A 16,045-nucleotide genomic window follows, 5' to 3' on the forward strand; every position below is an offset into this window, starting at 1 on the left:
TTCATCGAAGGACGCCGCAGCCTGTCCGGGCTGCTGGTCGAGGCCAACTAGTCTGAGGACAGCTAGTCGGGGCGAGTTAGTCGATGGCCGCCATGAGTTCGACCACCCTGTCCAGGAACGCATCCACTTGGGCTTCTTCGTAGCCGTCGTGCCCTTTGGCCTCGGAGAAGGCTGCTCGGCGGACGTTGTCGACGCTCAGCGGTTTGTCATTCTCCAGGTAGCCGATCAGGGAAACGCACAGGGCATCGACCTCGGCAATGTTGTAGCTGCGCGCACGCTTCTTCTCCGGCCGGCGGAAACGTTCGCCATCAGGCCGGTGCAAGCGGCCCCGCAACACTCCGGAGAGTTTTCCGATCTTCAGCAGCCAGGCTTCCTCGCCTTCGGCCGCTATCAGCTCGTCACGTTCCCGACGGGCGAAGGCGTCTTCCAGGCGATCCAGGGCGGCATCCACGGCAGCGGCGTCGTAGCCGCCTTTGACGGGATCGAAAGAAACAGACCGGACATCGTTGCTGCCGATTTTCTCCGATGCTTCTGCCCGGTTTTCAAACGACAGCCGGGCACGCTGGAAGAACTGGTCTACTTGCTTGGCGTTGTAGCCGTACTTGCTACGCTCCACTCGCTCAAATGCTGCGGGGATCTGGCGACGAATGTCCACTGCCACTGCTTTCCTTCTGGGTGGTTGTCAGGCGCCGCTCAACAGCGCGAAAAGAATAAATGCTGCCGGAGCCGCGAAGACGATCGAGTCGAGGCGGTCCATGACCCCGCCATGCCCGGGCAGGATGCTGCTCATGTCCTTGACGCCGAGCTCCCGTTTGACCATCGATTCCGCGAGGTCACCGGCGGTAGCGGCAGCCACCATGCCGACGGCTAGCACGACGCCGACCCACCAGGGCCTTCCGAGGACGAAAACGCTGGCGAGTATCCCGATGACCATGGCTCCTGCCACCGAGCCTCCGAAGCCTTCCCAGGACTTTTTGGGGCTGATCTTGGGAGCCATCGGGTGCTTGCCGAACAATGCGCCCACGAGGTACCCAAAGGTGTCGTTGGACACCACCAGCAACAGCATGACCGCAATCTGCCAGGCACCTGCCGGTACTTGTCCACCGGGCCAGGGACCCGCCGTCGTCGCTCCCCCGCTGGCGTGGAGGGGCAAGATGGCAAAGCTGATCAGGAACGGCACCCAAGCGAGGGTGAAAATTCCGGCAAAGACGCTACGGGGAGCGCCGGCGGCGCTTTCGAGGGAACGCCAGAGCAGGACAGCCGTGCCGCTGAGCGCCATGGCGAAGAGCAGGCTCTCAGAGCCGCCGAAGTAGGCCGCCAACGGCATTGCCACAGTGCCGGTCATCACGGGGATAATCGGCATCCGGGTCCCCTGGCCTTCGAGCGCGCGGAAAATCTCCCACACACCGAGAACCGCGAATGCGGTGGTCAGGAGGACGAACCCCAGCGGCAGGAACAGCAGGCCGCCGAGAACGGCAAAGAGCATGGCAAGCCCGACGCCGATGGCGGCCGGAAGATTCCTTCCCGCCTTGGGCGTCGGGTTGCCCCGTTGGCGCCTGGCGCGTGTGGGAATTCCCTGCGCGGGCGCCGGCTCAGCCTCGCTCATCAGACCTCGAGCAGCTCGGCTTCCTTGCGCTTGAGGAGCTCGTCGATGCCGTCGACGTGGGCCTTCGTGATGGCGTCGAGTTCCTTTTCGCCCCGGGCGCCTTCGTCTTCGCCGGCTTCGCCATCCTTGACGAGCTTGTCCAAGGAGTCCTTGGCCTTGCGTCGAATGCTTCGGATGGTGACCTTCGCGTCCTCACCCTTGCCCTTGACGATCTTGACGTATTCCTTGCGGCGTTCCTGGGTGAGCTCAGGGATGGTGATCCGGATGACGTTGCCGTCGTTGGACGGGTTCGCGCCTACCTCGGAGTCGCTCAAAGCCCGTTCGATGTCGCGCATCGCGGTCTTGTCGTAGGGGGTGATCAGGATGGTCCTGGCGTCCGGAATAGCGAAAGAAGCCAGCTGCTGCAGCGGCGTGGGAGTGCCGTAGTATTCCACGATCACCTTGTTGTAGAGCCCGGGGTTGGCACGACCGGTACGGATCGTCGCGAAATCCTCTTTGGCTACCTCGACCGCCTTGTCCATCTTTTCGCCGGCTTCGAGCAAGGTTTCCTCGATCATGGTTTCTCCTCAGAAATAGTCGCGCCCCGTTCCACGGGCCGCGATGCACAGTAAATTTCCGCCCCTGCGGGCGGAAGAGTCCTAGAAATATCCTAGCCCTTGCTAGGGAGTGACCAGGGTGCCTAGTTTTTCGCCGAGGATGGCCCGGGTGACGTTCCCTTCGCCTTCCATGCCGAAGACCACCATGGACAAATCGTTGTCCTTGCACATGGTCATGGCGGTCTGGTCCATGACGCGGATGTCACGCCGCAGGGCGTCGTCATAGCTGAGTTTTTCCAGCTTCTCAGCGGTGGGATCCTTCTTGGGATCCGCGGTGTAAACGCCATCCACACCGCTCTTCGCCATGAGGACCACGTCGGCATGAACTTCGAGCGCACGTTGGGCGGCAACAGTGTCAGTAGAGAAATACGGAAGTCCGGCGCCCGCACCGAAGATGACCACGCGGCCCTTCTCCATGTGGCGGATGGCACGGCGGGGAATGTAGGCCTCGGCCACCTGGCCCATGGTGATGGCGCTCTGGACGCGGGTCTCGACGCCCGCTTGCTCCAGGAAGTCCTGAAGGGCCAGGCAGTTCATCACGGTGCCTAGCATTCCCATGTAATCGGCACGGGAACGGTCCATGCCGCTCTGGGACAGTTCGGCGCCGCGGAAGAAGTTGCCGCCGCCGACGACGATTGCCACCTCGACTTCGGAAACAGCTGCAGCAATCTGCTTGGCGATGGCGCGGACGGTTTCCGGGTCTACACCGAGCTTTCCGCCGCCGATGACCTCACCGGACAGCTTCAGCAACACTCGGCGGCGGGTCTTTCCGGGCTGGATTGCAGTGTTCTCGGTTTCCATGGTGCCTTCCCGTTTGTGGACTCTGGCTAGATTATCTTGCTGGGGGCCGGGCAGAAAGCCACCGAATGTAGATGCACTCGGTGCGGGCCCGCCATTGCATGCAAAAGGGGCGGCCACCGCAGTGACCACCCCTTTTGAAGTCTTACTAGTTTCCTACGCGGAAACGAGCGACTGCGGTTGCCTTGACGCCGGCCTCTTCGAGGACCTGGGCAACGGTCTTCTTGGAGTCCTTGGCGAATGCCTGGTCCAGGAGAACCTCACCCTTGTAGAAGCCCGTCACGCGGCCTTCCACGATCTTGGTGAGAGCAGCTTCCGGCTTGCCTTCAGCCTTGGCGGTCTCTTCCGCGATGCGGCGCTCGGACTCGACCAGTTCGGCCGGGACGTCTTCGCGGCTCAGGTAGTTCGGAGCCATGGCTGCAACGTGGACGGCAACGTCGTGAGCCGCGGTAGCGGCGGCGTCGCCCTCGCCCTCAACGGCGAACAGGACGCCGACCTGGGCCGGGAGGTCCTTGGAGGTCTTGTGCAGGTAAGCGTCAACGGTGCCGCCTTCAATGCGGGCGATGCGGCGAACGACGACCTTCTCGCCGAGGACTGCGCCCTCTTCGACGACAACCTCCGAAAGGGGCTTGCCGTCGACGTCGATGGCCAGCAGGGTCTCGAGGTCGGCAGCGCCGGACTCGACAGCGACGGCCAGGACCTTGTCGGCCAGCTGGATGAACTTGTCAGCCTTGGCGACGAAGTCGGTCTCGCAGTTGACCTCGATCATCACGCCAACGCCGTCGGTGACCTTGGCTGCAACCAGGCCTTCCGCGGTGGAGCGGCCTTCACGCTTGGTAGCGCCCTTGAGGCCCTTGATGCGGATGATCTCGATGGCCTTCTCGGCGTCGCCGTTGGCCTCGTCAAGAGCCTTCTTGACGTCCATCATGCCGGCGCCGGTGCGCTCGCGCAGGGCCTTGATGTCAGCAGCAGTGTAGTTCGCCATGTGAACCCCTCTGTCTAGAAATTTATGTGTTTACGGACTGACAGGACGGCAGCCCACCTGGTGGGCCACCATCCTGTCAGTAGCTCCCCGCACCGATTTCCGGTGCAGGAAAGGTCCGGATTTACTTGTCTGCTTCGGCTTCGCCGGCAGCAGCTTCGGTGGCTTCGGCGGCCGGGGCTTCCGTAGCTTCCGCAGCCTGAGCTTCGGCCTTGCTGCCTTCGAGGAGCTCGCGCTCCCACTCAGCCAGGGGCTCTTCCGGAGCCTCAGCAGCACCGGTGGCGCGCTGGTTGCGGGCGATGAGGCCCTCAGCAACAGCGTCGGCAACCACACGGGTCAGCAGGTTGACGGAGCGGATGGCGTCATCGTTGCCCGGAATCGGGAAATCAACTTCGTCGGGGTCACAGTTGGTGTCCAGGATGGCAACAACCGGGATGTTCAGCTTCTTGGCTTCGTCAACAGCAAGGTGTTCCTTCTTCGTGTCAACAACCCACAGAACGGAAGGAGCCTTGGTCAGGTTACGGATACCACCCAGATTGGTTTCCAGCTTGGTGAGCTCACGCTTGAGGAGCAAGAGCTCCTTCTTGGTGTAACCGGAGCCGGCAACGTCCTCGAAGTTGATCTCTTCGAGTTCCTTCATGCGCTGGATGCGCTTGGCAACGGTCTGGAAGTTGGTGAGCATACCGCCCAACCAACGCTGGTTGACGTACGGCTGGCCAACGCGGGTAGCCTGCTCAGCAATTGCTTCCTGGGCCTGCTTCTTGGTGCCGACGAACAGGACCGTGCCGCCGTGGGCGACAGTAGCCTTGACGAACTCGAAAGCGCGGTCGATGTAGGACAGCGACTGCTGAAGGTCAATGATGTAGATGCCGTTGCGCTCCGTGAAGATGAAGCGCTTCATCTTCGGGTTCCAACGACGGGTCTGGTGTCCAAAGTGGACGCCGCTGTCAAGCAGCTGGCGCATAGTTACGACGGGCATGCCGACGCTCCTTCCGGCAGGTCATTCATGAGAGAGCCACACGGGCCGCTCTTACCCTGCCAATAGTTGACGGTTATTTAGCCGGACCCGAACGGGCCTTGGCTCCTGGCATCCATTGCACTTCTCATCCGGCCAATGACTCGCCGGACCGCAAGAGCACAATCCTCCGCAGCATTGAATCCGTACGGATTCGCAGTTGGAGGGTTGGATGCGCGTAGTCAGCCTGGAGCCCCCGCGCAACTGAATGAGACGCGCTTCTAAACAAGCTTGAGGGCACAGCAAACTGCTCCATCAAGTGTACTACAGCGCCCCCGGACTCTTGACCGTAATCTCATTGACTCCAGGCTCCGCGCGCCTGCGCCTTTTCGCAGGTTTTCCACATAGTGGATCTTGCGGCTTTCCGGACTCCCCAGGCTGACGAAGGCTTATTCCATGAGAACGGCAAATCTTCTGGCCTACCTACTCTTGGTGCTCGCTTTGGGTGCAACGCCCGCCGCTGCTGCTCCGGGAGCCGGTGCAGCCACCGCCAGCCCCCGCCTGGACTGGGCGTGGCCGCTCTCCCCCAAGCCCGCCGTCCTGCGTACTTTCGACCCTCCGGACAAACCCTGGCTGAGCGGGCACCGCGGCGTCGATTTGCAAGCGGCCGACGGCGCCCCGGTCGCCGCTCCCGCCGACGGCACCGTGAGCTTCGTCGGTGTTGTGGTGGACAGGCCCGTGATCGTGATCGACCACGTCGGAGGGCTCCGCAGCAGCTTTGAACCCGTGAGCAGCGAACTCAAGGAGGGCGCCGCTGTCATAAGGGGTCAGACAATCGGCGTGGTCAAGGCCGGTCATTGCTCCGCTTCGCCTTGCCTCCACTGGGGTGTGCGGCGCGGGGAAGACTACGTCAACCCGCTTGCCTTCGTTACCGATATGCGCCCGTCCGTGTTGCTGCCACTGGAGTTGCCGCTAGACCGGCGCACGGCTTCCAGGGCCGTGAACCGGACGGAGGATCACCTTTCCCTCATGGACCGTGACGCCGCTCGCGGGCGGTTAAACGATGGCGGAAATCCCGGTGATGGCCCGCCCTGTGACGAGGGTGTTGATTTCGTGGGTGCCTTCGTAGGAGTAGATTGCCTCGGCGTCGGCGAAGATCTTGGCCATCTCAAAGTCCGTGACAATGCCGTTGCCGCCCAGAATGCCGCGGCCCAGGGCAACGCTTTCGCGCATGCGAGACGTGGTGAAGGCTTTCGCCAACGCGGATTGCTCATCCTTGGCCACTCCGGAGTCCTCGAGCTGCGCGAGCCGAACCATCATGCCCATGGAGCTGACCGTATTGCCCAGGATCTGCACCAGTTGTTGCTGCACCAATTGGAACGAGGCCAAGGGCCTCCCGAACTGAAAACGCTCCACCGCGTAGCGGCGGGCGACGTCGAATGCTGCAAGCTGCTGCCCCACGGCTTGCCAGGCGACCGACAACCGTGTCACTTTGAGGACCTTGTTGGTGTCCCGGAAGCTGTTGGCATTGGCCAGTTTGAAGAAGTCGGGGACTACCACGTTCTCGAGGGTGATATCGGCGTTCTGGACGGTCCTCAGCGAGATCTTGTTTTCGATCTTGGTGGCGCTGAATCCCGGGAGACGCGTGTCCACCATAAAACCTTTGACCTGGTTGTCGGCGAGGTCGCGGGCGAAAATCACTACCCAGTCGGAGAACGTGGCGTTACCGATCCAGCGCTTGGCTCCGCTGAGGATCCAGTTGTCGCCGTCGCGGCGGGCGGTGGTCCTGGTGCCGCCCGCGACGTCCGAACCACCCAAGGGCTCGGTGAGTCCAAAGGCTCCGATTTTCTTGAGGGAGTAAACGTCCGGCAGCCACGCATCTTGTTGCTCTTGGGACGCCAGAGCCTCGATCGAACCAGTGAACAAGCCGTCGTGGACGCCCATGAACGTGGCAATGGACGCATCAGCGCGGGTTGCCTCTGCGTGGACGAGGCCGGCGAAAACATTGGAATAGCCTTGCCGCCTTACCGGGCTGACCAAGTCGATCTCAGCCAGCTTCGGGATCAGCTCCATGGGGAACTCCCCACGGTTCCAGCAATCGACGGCAATCGGCTTGACCTCACGGGAAAGGAAAGCCCGAATCTCGGCCAGCCGGTCCTGCTCCTTGGCCGTGAGCAACTGCTCAAAGCCATAGAAGTCGCCGTCGGCGTACGGGAGGTTCTCGAGGTCGATTGCTGCCTTGGACATGGCGCTCCTTTTGCATAAGTTACTGGTGAGTAACTTATCGTAGTTGCGCATCTGCATCAAGGTGCCGGCAAATATGGCTCGGCGAACTCAGCCAACCAGGGCGTGGCCCAAGACGAATGAGTGATACAGCACGAGCATTGAGGTGGGTTAGCTGGAAAGGCCGGTGCAGGGCTGGCGGTACCGACTCGGGAGCTCGGCGGCGTCCTCGGGGAGGTCAGCGGGGGCATGTACCTGGCCGTTCTTCCACCAGTAGTGAGCGTGCCTGGTGATCTCGTCCCACTGCCTGGCCTCCGTCCTGTAGTACGCACAGGTCACCTCGCCGTCGCGGTAGCTGGCGACGCCGAACAGCTTGCCGGTGCCGCCCGCGGCGCGGGTGGCTGCAACGATGACAAAGGGCCACTGGCCCAAGTTCCACCCATCGGCCCCCCAGTTTGGGATGGCGGCCCATCCGTGTTCCCTGATCAGATCCATCCAGCCATATCCGTCGTCCAGGTGATAATCGCCGAGGACCACGGCGGCAGGGATTACCTCACCAGTGTCCTTGGTGGTGACGGGTCCGATCCTGACAGAATTCATGGTTGTGTGTCCAAATCTCCGGCAGCTGTTTTGCTGCCCGTGGGCGCGGTGAAAAAGGACATTGGACCCTCCATGGATTCGGCCTGTCGACGTTCCAGACAACAAGGCCGCCCCCGCAGCCCACACACTGGTAATCGACGCACCACCCGGAAAAGTCACGGGCCGGGGATCGTTTCTCGAAATTTTTTCCGATCCACCCCGAAACATCCGCCATCCCGCAGGAGGTTCCCAAACGGCCTTCGCCGCTTAAGGTCTTGAGACTTCCCAAACTGGACGTCGCCATCGTCCCGGGAAGAAGTCAGCGCTTTGGATTGGTGAGGGGCGCCGGCCCGGACGGCCGCGGTGAAGTCGTTGTCGGGACGGAAGCCACCTTCTGTAGACGAGCGACGTGGTTGTTGCCACGCGTAGTCAGCCAATCGCCTGCTTCTGGGCGGCTGACCACTGTCGCCGTCTCGCGCGGGTCGTGGCGACGAGCAAGAGGATCGACTTCGCTGCGATCGACACGACAAGGAGCGTAACGGCGGCGAGCACTCCAAGTGTGACGGCCTGCCAGGCAGGCGGTTGGAGCAGGCGCAGCCATGTGATGGCCAGCGCGGCGACACTCGCCACGGGGAAGGTAAACGACCAGAATCCGAGCGAGAACGGCAGTGCGCGGTAACGCCGCAACAACGTCACCTGGATCAGCGCCATCAAGACCGTCATCGCTGTCAACCCCTCGAACAGGTGATCGGGTCGACCTCCGGAGATCGTAAGCCACGCTGCCGACGCGACAGCCGGCGGAGCGATCATAATCGCAAGTGTCGGGACGAGTGCTGCAGGCAAGGTTGGACGGAGCGCGAGCCGGAGGAAGAAGAACACCGAGATCACCAGCCAGAAGAAGATCCCGACCGCGAAACTTCCTACAGCAAGCCAGTCAAGCCCCGCCTCTGCCGCGGCGAAAGCACCAACTAGACCGGCTGCACTGATGGGCAGGAAGTAGCCGCCATGAACGGATTCGAGTGGCAATTGCCCGCGCATCCAGAAGCCCAGAATCCATGCGGCGAACGCGGCTGCGGCGGCCATGGAGATCAACGTCACTACGGTTCCGGCAAGTGGAATAGTGCGGTGGAGGCTCGCTCCGATCAGCATCGCGGCAATGGGAAGCAATGCTGCAAGGGGGCCCTGGGCGAAGTTCGTGAGCTGATGAGAGAGCCGTTGGCTGGTGCGCGTGCCGCGATGCACGTGCACAGCAAGGGTCCAGACCCAGGCGATCGCAGCGACCAGCCAGAACGCTTGCCCGAGCCAGAACGGTGCGCCGAGCGCGGAAACCGCTACGGACCAGACTTGGGCGAGGCCGGCCAGGCCCAACGGGATGGCGAGCGTGTTCAACGGGACGCGCATGCGCGCTGGCGTTGGAGCGGCGACGTGCGCCGCGTGTACTTGAGCTGACAAGGGAATGCCTTCCTGGCAGGGGTAGCGGGATGTCGACGATTGGTCACAGGCAGTTATTGACCTTGAAGTACAATATCACGCAAGTTACGCTTTTCCCATGGGCAGACCGATGCAGTTTGAGACAGACACGGCCGTCGACAGAGCGATGGACCTCTTCTGGCGTCAGGGATACGCCGGGACGACGCCGCAGGAGTTGGCCAGCGAGCTGGGGATCGGCAAAGGCAGTCTCTACAACACCTTTGAGAGCAAGCACGCGCTGTTCATGCGTGCCCTTCGGCGCTACAGCAAGGTACGGATCGAGTACCTCGCCGGCATGTTCTCCGCGCCCGGGCCGATCGGGCCACGCCTCAAACGGGCGATGACTGTCCTTGCCGGGGTCGGCGAGCACCGGCGGGGGTGCGTCATGGTCAACGCTGCCGCGGAGCTCGGCACCGCCGACGACGACGTGAACCGCATTGCGGAGGACCTCTTCACACGGATCGAAACGGAGTTTCGGCAAGCAATCGCGCAGGGACAAGAGTCTGGAGAATTCAGCATGGACCGGGCGGCCGACACCGCCGCCAGCCAACTACTTGCCTCCGTGATCGGGCTTAGCGTACTCGTCAAGGCAGGCGGGCCGTCGGAGAGGTTCCAAGCCGTCATCGACGGCATCGTCGATGGATTATGACGTCAAAGGAATCTACAAGATGCGGCGGGCGCGCCGGTTTGTTGAACCCGCCGGCTACCTCAGAACGTCAAAATGAAAGAGCCCTTGAGCTGCGTTTCCGCAGCTCAGGGGCACCTTTCGGGTAGGGCTACTCGGACTTGAACCGAGGACCTTAGGATTATGATTTGGCGATTTTCATCAGTTTCCGGAGGGCGTCAAAATTGCCTAGATTCCGGGGCAGAACTGCCCAAATGGGCAACGCGCGTGCTCATCATTTTTCGTTACTCGCCATCGTTTCCGGTGGGTAAACGGTGGGCGAATCGCCCCGCCTGGCGGGGCGTGTCGCAGGATTCCGGCTAGCCTCTTGGACCGGGCCCAGATCTGCCGCAAACGAGTTTCCACGGTCATGCCGCCTAGCTCTTCCAATCCTATGAAGAGGAATACAGCTGGCGCTTCCGCCGGCGATCAAACCGCGGAGACGACGGAGACACTGATGAAAACAACGCCAGAAGCCGGCCGCAGCACCGCGGAAGGTGCCGGAGAACAATGGCTGACCCCGAAAGACATCTGCACGCAGTTACAGATTCCGGAGCAGACGTTCTACCAATGGCGGGTGAAGCATATCGGCCCCCGCGCCTATCGAATCGGGCGACATCTGCGGATCAGCCGGAGCGACTTCAACGCGTGGTTGTCTTCGCGCCTGGAAGCATAGACGACACCGGCTTGTCCGGACGATCCGGCCGCTGCCGGACGCGCATATAAATGCCCGGGCGAGCGGACCCGCCATCACGAACGGAGTCGTTGCGGGCACCCGCCTCACCGAAGGTGTCGCTGTGTACGCGGCCTTCGTGAGGCTGGCATCGCATCCCGGCCTCATATGTTCGCCATCCCGACGCTCGGTCAAGGGCGCGTTCGCGTCACTGCGTGATGGGCCTGCGGCCCACCCTTGACAGCCGCGCCATGGATGGACACGGCGGCCTCTATCGGGATGCTGGCAACACTGGGATGGCCCTGACAAATCGCTCCGTTTGCGATCGACTGGCCGCCAGGGGCGTCTTGCCAATCACACATTGGTGAGTCCGAAGTGCAACGGCATTGAGGTGGGTCAGCTGAAAAGGCCGGCGCAGGGCTGGCGGTACCGACCCGGGAGCTCGGCGGCGTCCTCGGGGAGGTCAGCCGGGGCGTGTGCCTGGCCGTTCTTCCACCAGTAGTGAGCGTGCTTGGTGATCTCATCCCATTGCCTAGCCTCCGTCCTGTAATACGTGACCGGGCATTATTCGCTGGATGCATCATCCTTGAGGCCTTCGATGGTGCTGGGAGCTTCGTTCGCTGCTGGTCCGCGACGTCCTTTAACGGCGTGAGGCCGGCCCGTCTGGGCCGGCCTCTGCTTTCCTTCAGTATGGGGAGACAGTGGAAACTTGCTGGGATGATGAGCTCGCGCTGGGGTGCGGCGGTGACGAGAGTGACCCAGAGTTGTTTACCTCGCGGGCGGTTTAGCCGTCATCGCTCATTCTCTCGGCGGCGGAATCATGGCGGAGAGCGTCCTGTTGATAGCTATCGGCGATGCCTCGCAGCACGCGTGCGGTGCGTGGCCATTGAGTGGAGATCTTTGTCGCCATTTCCCGATAGTGCTTCTCGAGTTCGCGTTCCTGAACTCCACCGTCAAAGACTCCTCGACTGGTGACTCCACGTTTATTGACCTTGCCAATGTGCAGTCCCGTGTCGAGCCGGGAGTTACCGACGTTCTCGATGATCTCCCGGACGGCTTCTGCAGGCCAGACGCCGTCGGTGCCGACGGGACTTGACGCGAGGACTTGGCCGATCTGTTCATCGCCGATTGCAGCACGCTTGCTGTCCGCGAAGGCTAGACGAGCTTCTCGAACCCAAGCAGTCAGGTGAGGGCCATCGATGGTGCCGTCCTCGGCAAGTCCGGGAAGGGTGTGCCAGTGTTGAAGAACGCTGAATGACACATGGGCGAACGCCTTCTCTTGTGCGGTAGGCGACCCTTTGGGTTCGTCTTCGCCACGGTACAGGGCATTAATCATGCTTATGAAGTCGCTTGGCTCCGTTCCCAGCGCCCGGTAGAGCGCGGCCGAGGGATGGTGATCATGCAGCAGCTCAAAGAAAAAGAACTCATATCCCGGAAGGTCTGCGTCATCGGGAAAATGCTGCTCCATGTATTCCAGGACATTGCCGAGGTAGTAACTACTCATGGTTATGTCGTGGGTAGGGCCAGGACTCTCACGCAACGCTTTGAGGACCACCTTGATGAGGTCAACGCCCGGTTCTTGATTTTCGTGAAGCATGTCGCTGAGGAGCCCCAGAGCCGCCCAGGGCCGATTGTGATCGACGAGCAGGCCAATGGCTTCCGCTCTCTCCTCGGCCGCGACGGAGTGAGGGTTCGCTCGCTGCCAATATGCGGCTTGGAGCTCTACACCGAGGGTGGAAATCTCCGTCCAATATTTCCTCGCGAACGGCACAGCCGCCATAAGTGCTTCCTGCGATGAGTGTTCCGTCAAGGCAGGGTTGGCAAGTGCAGCCTTGACCCAGGAAAAGCCTTCAGCGTTGATTTTTTCGCCGGCGAAGATCAGGGCGGCATGTCGCAGGTTTTGTTCCTCGGCGTTAAACCACCCTAGGATCGCCCCTTCCGGGACATCGCTCCTTGTCGCGAGCATGCGACCAATGACAAACGGTGTATTCACTTCAAGTGTCAGCGAGGTCAAGGCATCAGCGCCAATTGCGAGGACGTCTCCGAGGGCATCGTTTTGCAGCCGACAAAGTTCAACGTCATACCCGTCTTCGCCCCACTTGAAGTTGGGAAGATGCGGCCTGTAATCAAAAAGATTCGAGAAACGGCGCGCATCCTTACCGGGTGTTAGTTCAGCGGCCATAGCACGAAGCATCGCCACGTCCTCGGCCGGCATGGCCCACTCGGTCTCCGCATACTCTTCATGTTTGTCAGCTTCACTGGTCAAGACTTCCCACACGGCGTAACGCTCTCCCTCGTTCCAAGCGTTCGCAGCGACGGACTCACCGAGCCTTTTGATAACTGCCTGCCGCTCATCTACTGGAAGGTTTCCGATCTTCGGAAGCAGTTCCATCCATCGGTCCGTGCCTGTGCCGGTGGCGCCCAAGGCCATGCCAACAAGCTCGTGGACGAAGCGACCCCAATCTGTGTAGGTCACCGACTGCCTGACCGGGTTCCAGTCACGGTACTCGGGCGAGTGAGGGGGGACCGCGGTCGGGTAGTTTTCGGGCCACACTCCCATAATCAGTTGCCATCCAACGCCGGGTTCACGCTGCAGGATGCGACCGATTACCCCCAGTTTTGCATCGACGGTGGCTCCGCTTTGAGGAAGCCAGCCTGTGACGAGCGTCTGAAGGCTAGCGATCGGGCGGTTGCCGAGCCGACCGCCTGGGTCGATCGAGGACAGCTTGCCGAGCAACATTGCTGAGTGACCGAAATGGTCAGGCGACCAGCACAGCGTTTCGAGGGCCCACAAGAGACTCGGATGAGGCGATGACGGACCGAATACGACGTCGTGCGTTTGATCCTGGAACATTGTGCGAAGGACAGGGGCTGGTTGCTCGAGGTCACGCTCGACCTCGTCCAGGAAAACCTCGGGAGATGCTTCTGCCAGGGCTGGCAGAGCGTGCGCAAGGCGGGCCCAGGTCTCACCGGATACGTCGGTATTTGCGGCTGCAAGCAATGTGTGGACGATTTTGTCGACTCGGCCCTGCATTTGAAGGTGCGACGGAAGTCCGTCGTGGCTCGCAGCCGAAAGCGCCAGACCCGCCGCGATCCCCCCCTTCAGGATCCCCGAATGAAGCGGCACCGTACCCATTGCACTCGCTGTCAACCGAGCCACGGTATCCATGCCTTGGAAAGGGTCAGGTTCGAGCAGCACATCGCGTACCACCTCACTCCAACGCGCTAAGTCGCTGGGAGTCAGCCTCGGCAGAAGCAGGAGGGCCGCCTCCACGGGGGATGTCAGCCTCCATGTATCTCCCGAGCGGACAAAGGGGGCATCGCTACGGCTGGAGAGGCTACGAAGGAGTCGCTCGATTTCTTCGCGTGATTGCCCGGTCAGCTTCTCCAGAACGCCGAGATCCCCTTCATGCTGTGACCATGTTCCGGCCAAAACAAGGGGAGCAAGGATGGCAGCATTCTCAGTCTTGTCGGCCCAGTCAGGCTTACGGAATCTCGGATCGAGCGCGATAGAACGGATGAGCGCAGCCATGCTGCGACGTGCAAGCGCCACCATCCTTTCTGCTTCGTCAGAGTCGGGAACCGTCGCCTTCGCCTTCAATGCCTCGCGGGCAGCGACGCGGTCGATTTTTCGAAGCTCGATCCCGTTCCCGTCGCGAACGACGTCGTCGGTTTCGGCGATCAGGACAACACGATGTCCGCCGTTTATCGCCGATGCAAGGTCGGGATCGCCGTCGAACAGCGGAACAAGAATGAGAGGAACCGGTGACTCGACCAACCTTTGCCATGCTGCTGCGTCAGTAACCACAATGGCGCGGCAGAGCAGCTCTTCTTGCGTCGCCAACGTTGAGAAAATGAAGGCCAGAGCGTCATCTTGCCACTGAGCTTTCAGTGTCACGATCGAATCGGCCTGCGCAGCACCGATCAGGGCCGTACGCAGATCATCGGACGCGGCTGAACGCCCGGCTGCAAAAAATTCAGGTGGCAGGGCAATTGTTATGCGGTCCTGGAACAGGTTCCACCATCGTTCGATGGTCTGTGCGTCGCGGGGCCGGTATCCGAGACGTTCGGAAATCCAGTAGTGCACAGAGGGAGAGGCTTGGAGCCAGGCTTCAAGCTGGTGCGCATCGATGGCCACAACGCCCGCAAAGTTGGATTCTGCCGTGCGCTCAGCTGCCCATTTTTCTCCTTTTGCCCAGTTTCGTGGGGTCGCGAACACGAATAAAGATTCGGCGTCATTTGGGAGTGCCTTCGCGCGCTTGTCGTAGTCGTCCTGTGCTTTGCCTTTCGAGTTTGATTCCGTTCCGAACTCGAAGCGCAGCTCCCCGGCCGGGAGGTATGTGCTTCCGGTGGATGTTGCTGTGCCATCCCAGCCTGGTGCCGCGACACCTTCGTGCGCCCGCACGTGGACATTAGTGATTCCGGGCGTCACTGCCAGAAGGCGTCGTATCAGTTCGGGAAAGGCTCTTTTGGCATCGTCGCGCGCCGCCCACGCGTCAAGATCCTTGGCGTTGATCAATTCGGGTCCGTCCGTCCGAAGGGCGGGAGCTACTGACGATGTTCTTTCGCCACGGCTTTTGAGAAGGCGATCGACTTCTGCACGGGCAAAGCGGTGCTGTCGTGATCCGGCCACGCGGGCTGAGGTCAATGTTCCCTCTTTCACCCAGTTCCTTACGGTGTTCTCGTGTACGCCCAGCAGCTTGGCTGTCTCGCGCACATTCAACAGGGACCTTACTTCATCTTCACTATTCATAACAAAAGAATAGCAGATTGTGGACTTTGTGCACTTTCTCGATCCGCCCAAAGGGTACTTCGGCCGCAGCCATCCCTCAAGTCGTCAACGCCAGGAAGCCATCCTTCCGAAAGGCCCCCTCGACAGGCGCGGATTGCTCGTTGGCGATGGCTACTACGAGTGGGAGAAAATCCCCGGCGGCGGAAAGATCCCAACGTACCTGCACACAGGACGCCGTCGAGGCAATTTCTCCTCCGGTTTCCCGAGGAGACCAGCCCGAAGCTCATCGGGCGTCCTGCGTGCTGCAGGCAGCACAAAGGCCGAAGACATCCCAGGTGGGGTCTGCGTGGACGAAACCTCGCTCCACGGCCGCCGCGCGAAGGGCTGCGTCAGCTTCCGTCAGCTCCAGTTCGACGGTCCGGCCACAGGAGCGGCACACGAGGTGGTGATGGACTCCCTCGGGCGAGTGGCAGGCGTGGTAGAGCGTGGTGCCGTCGGGGCCGTGGAGCACGTCGGCGAGCCCTGCGTCGCCGAGTCCGGCGAGATTCCGGTAGACGGTGGAGAGCCCGATCGGCGTGCCCTGCTGCTCGAGGATCCGATGCAGGGCCTGTGCGCTCAGGTAACCTCCCCCGTCCTCCAAGGCGGCACGCACGGCCTCCTGCTTGCGGGTCCTTCGTCTGTTCATGGCCGCTACGCCCCCTCGGTGCGCTCCAGCCCTCCGACCGGAGGGCGGCTAAGATGGATTGACAATGATAACCATTCTCACG

At 61.6% G+C, this 16,045-nt stretch carries 13 protein-coding genes and 1 pseudogene; 3 read left to right on the plus strand and 11 right to left on the minus strand.

The genetic code is table 11. The annotated features are described in order from the left end of the window. Positions 1–76: 76 nt before the first annotated feature. The 6 genes from HNP00_RS03405 to rpsB all read right to left on the minus strand — a co-directional run bounded on the left by HNP00_RS03405 (position 77) and on the right by rpsB (position 4,961). On the minus strand, positions 77–661 hold the full coding sequence (locus tag HNP00_RS03405; protein WP_184735943.1) for a DivIVA domain-containing protein: 585 nt from the start codon (positions 659–661) through the stop codon (positions 77–79). A gap of 21 nt (positions 662–682) precedes the next feature. Then, on the minus strand, positions 683–1,606 hold the full coding sequence (locus tag HNP00_RS03410) for a phosphatidate cytidylyltransferase (RefSeq protein WP_184735945.1): 924 nt from the start codon (positions 1,604–1,606) through the stop codon (positions 683–685). Then, positions 1,606–2,163 (minus strand): ribosome recycling factor, encoded by a 558-nt coding sequence (frr, locus tag HNP00_RS03415; protein WP_184735947.1) that lies wholly within the window; start codon positions 2,161–2,163, stop codon positions 1,606–1,608. Before frr ends, HNP00_RS03410 begins: the two co-directional genes overlap by 1 nt. A 102-nt stretch (positions 2,164–2,265) precedes the next feature. Then, positions 2,266–3,003: a UMP kinase gene (gene pyrH, locus HNP00_RS03420; RefSeq protein ID WP_184735949.1), complete on the minus strand. Its 738-nt coding sequence runs from the start codon at positions 3,001–3,003 to the stop codon at positions 2,266–2,268. A gap of 145 nt (positions 3,004–3,148) precedes the next feature. After that, a complete protein-coding gene (tsf, locus tag HNP00_RS03425; protein ID WP_184735951.1) occupies positions 3,149–3,985 on the minus strand; it encodes a translation elongation factor Ts in 837 nt (278 codons plus the stop codon). Positions 3,986–4,106: 121 nt separating this feature from the next. Next, positions 4,107–4,961 (minus strand): 30S ribosomal protein S2, encoded by an 855-nt coding sequence (rpsB, locus tag HNP00_RS03430; RefSeq protein WP_184735954.1) that lies wholly within the window; start codon positions 4,959–4,961, stop codon positions 4,107–4,109. 432 nt (positions 4,962–5,393) lie between these two features. On the opposite strand from rpsB, the pseudogene HNP00_RS03435 reads away from it, so the two are divergent. Further along, positions 5,394–5,795, plus strand: a pseudogene (locus HNP00_RS03435) (peptidoglycan DD-metalloendopeptidase family protein); the annotation flags it as partial. Between the two features lie 198 nt (positions 5,796–5,993). Here the strand turns inward: HNP00_RS03435 and HNP00_RS03440 are convergent. From HNP00_RS03440 to HNP00_RS03450, 3 genes are all read right to left on the minus strand, one after another. Beyond that, the gene (locus HNP00_RS03440) at positions 5,994–7,184 is read right to left on the minus strand and encodes an acyl-CoA dehydrogenase family protein (RefSeq protein ID WP_184735956.1); all 1,191 of its coding nucleotides are present in this window, start codon (positions 7,182–7,184) and stop codon (positions 5,994–5,996) included. A gap of 147 nt (positions 7,185–7,331) precedes the next feature. After that, entirely contained in the window at positions 7,332–7,760 is a 429-nt protein-coding gene (locus HNP00_RS03445) for a hypothetical protein (RefSeq protein WP_184735958.1), read from the minus strand. A 408-nt stretch (positions 7,761–8,168) separates the two neighbouring features. Further along, positions 8,169–9,191 (minus strand): transporter, encoded by a 1,023-nt coding sequence (locus tag HNP00_RS03450; protein WP_221451129.1) that lies wholly within the window; start codon positions 9,189–9,191, stop codon positions 8,169–8,171. A gap of 97 nt (positions 9,192–9,288) precedes the next feature. Between HNP00_RS03450 and HNP00_RS03455 the strand changes: the two genes are divergently transcribed. Both HNP00_RS03455 and HNP00_RS03460 read left to right on the plus strand, forming a co-directional pair. Next, positions 9,289–9,858 (plus strand): TetR/AcrR family transcriptional regulator, encoded by a 570-nt coding sequence (locus HNP00_RS03455; protein WP_184735960.1) that lies wholly within the window; start codon positions 9,289–9,291, stop codon positions 9,856–9,858. Positions 9,859–10,330: 472 nt separating this feature from the next. Further along, on the plus strand, positions 10,331–10,549 hold the full coding sequence (locus HNP00_RS03460) for a helix-turn-helix domain-containing protein (RefSeq protein WP_184735962.1): 219 nt from the start codon (positions 10,331–10,333) through the stop codon (positions 10,547–10,549). Between the two features lie 781 nt (positions 10,550–11,330). Here HNP00_RS03460 and HNP00_RS03465 read toward each other — a convergent pair. Then, on the minus strand, positions 11,331–15,299 hold the full coding sequence (locus HNP00_RS03465) for a helix-turn-helix domain-containing protein (protein ID WP_184735964.1): 3,969 nt from the start codon (positions 15,297–15,299) through the stop codon (positions 11,331–11,333). Positions 15,300–15,561: 262 nt separating this feature from the next. Beyond that, positions 15,562–15,963, minus strand: coding sequence for a Fur family transcriptional regulator (locus HNP00_RS03470; protein WP_184735967.1), 402 nt, complete (start codon positions 15,961–15,963; stop codon positions 15,562–15,564). Positions 15,964–16,045: the final 82 nt, after the last annotated feature.

Origin of the sequence: Arthrobacter sp. AZCC_0090 (assembly GCF_014207375.1) — a bacterium.
GTDB lineage: Bacteria > Actinomycetota > Actinomycetes > Actinomycetales > Micrococcaceae > Arthrobacter.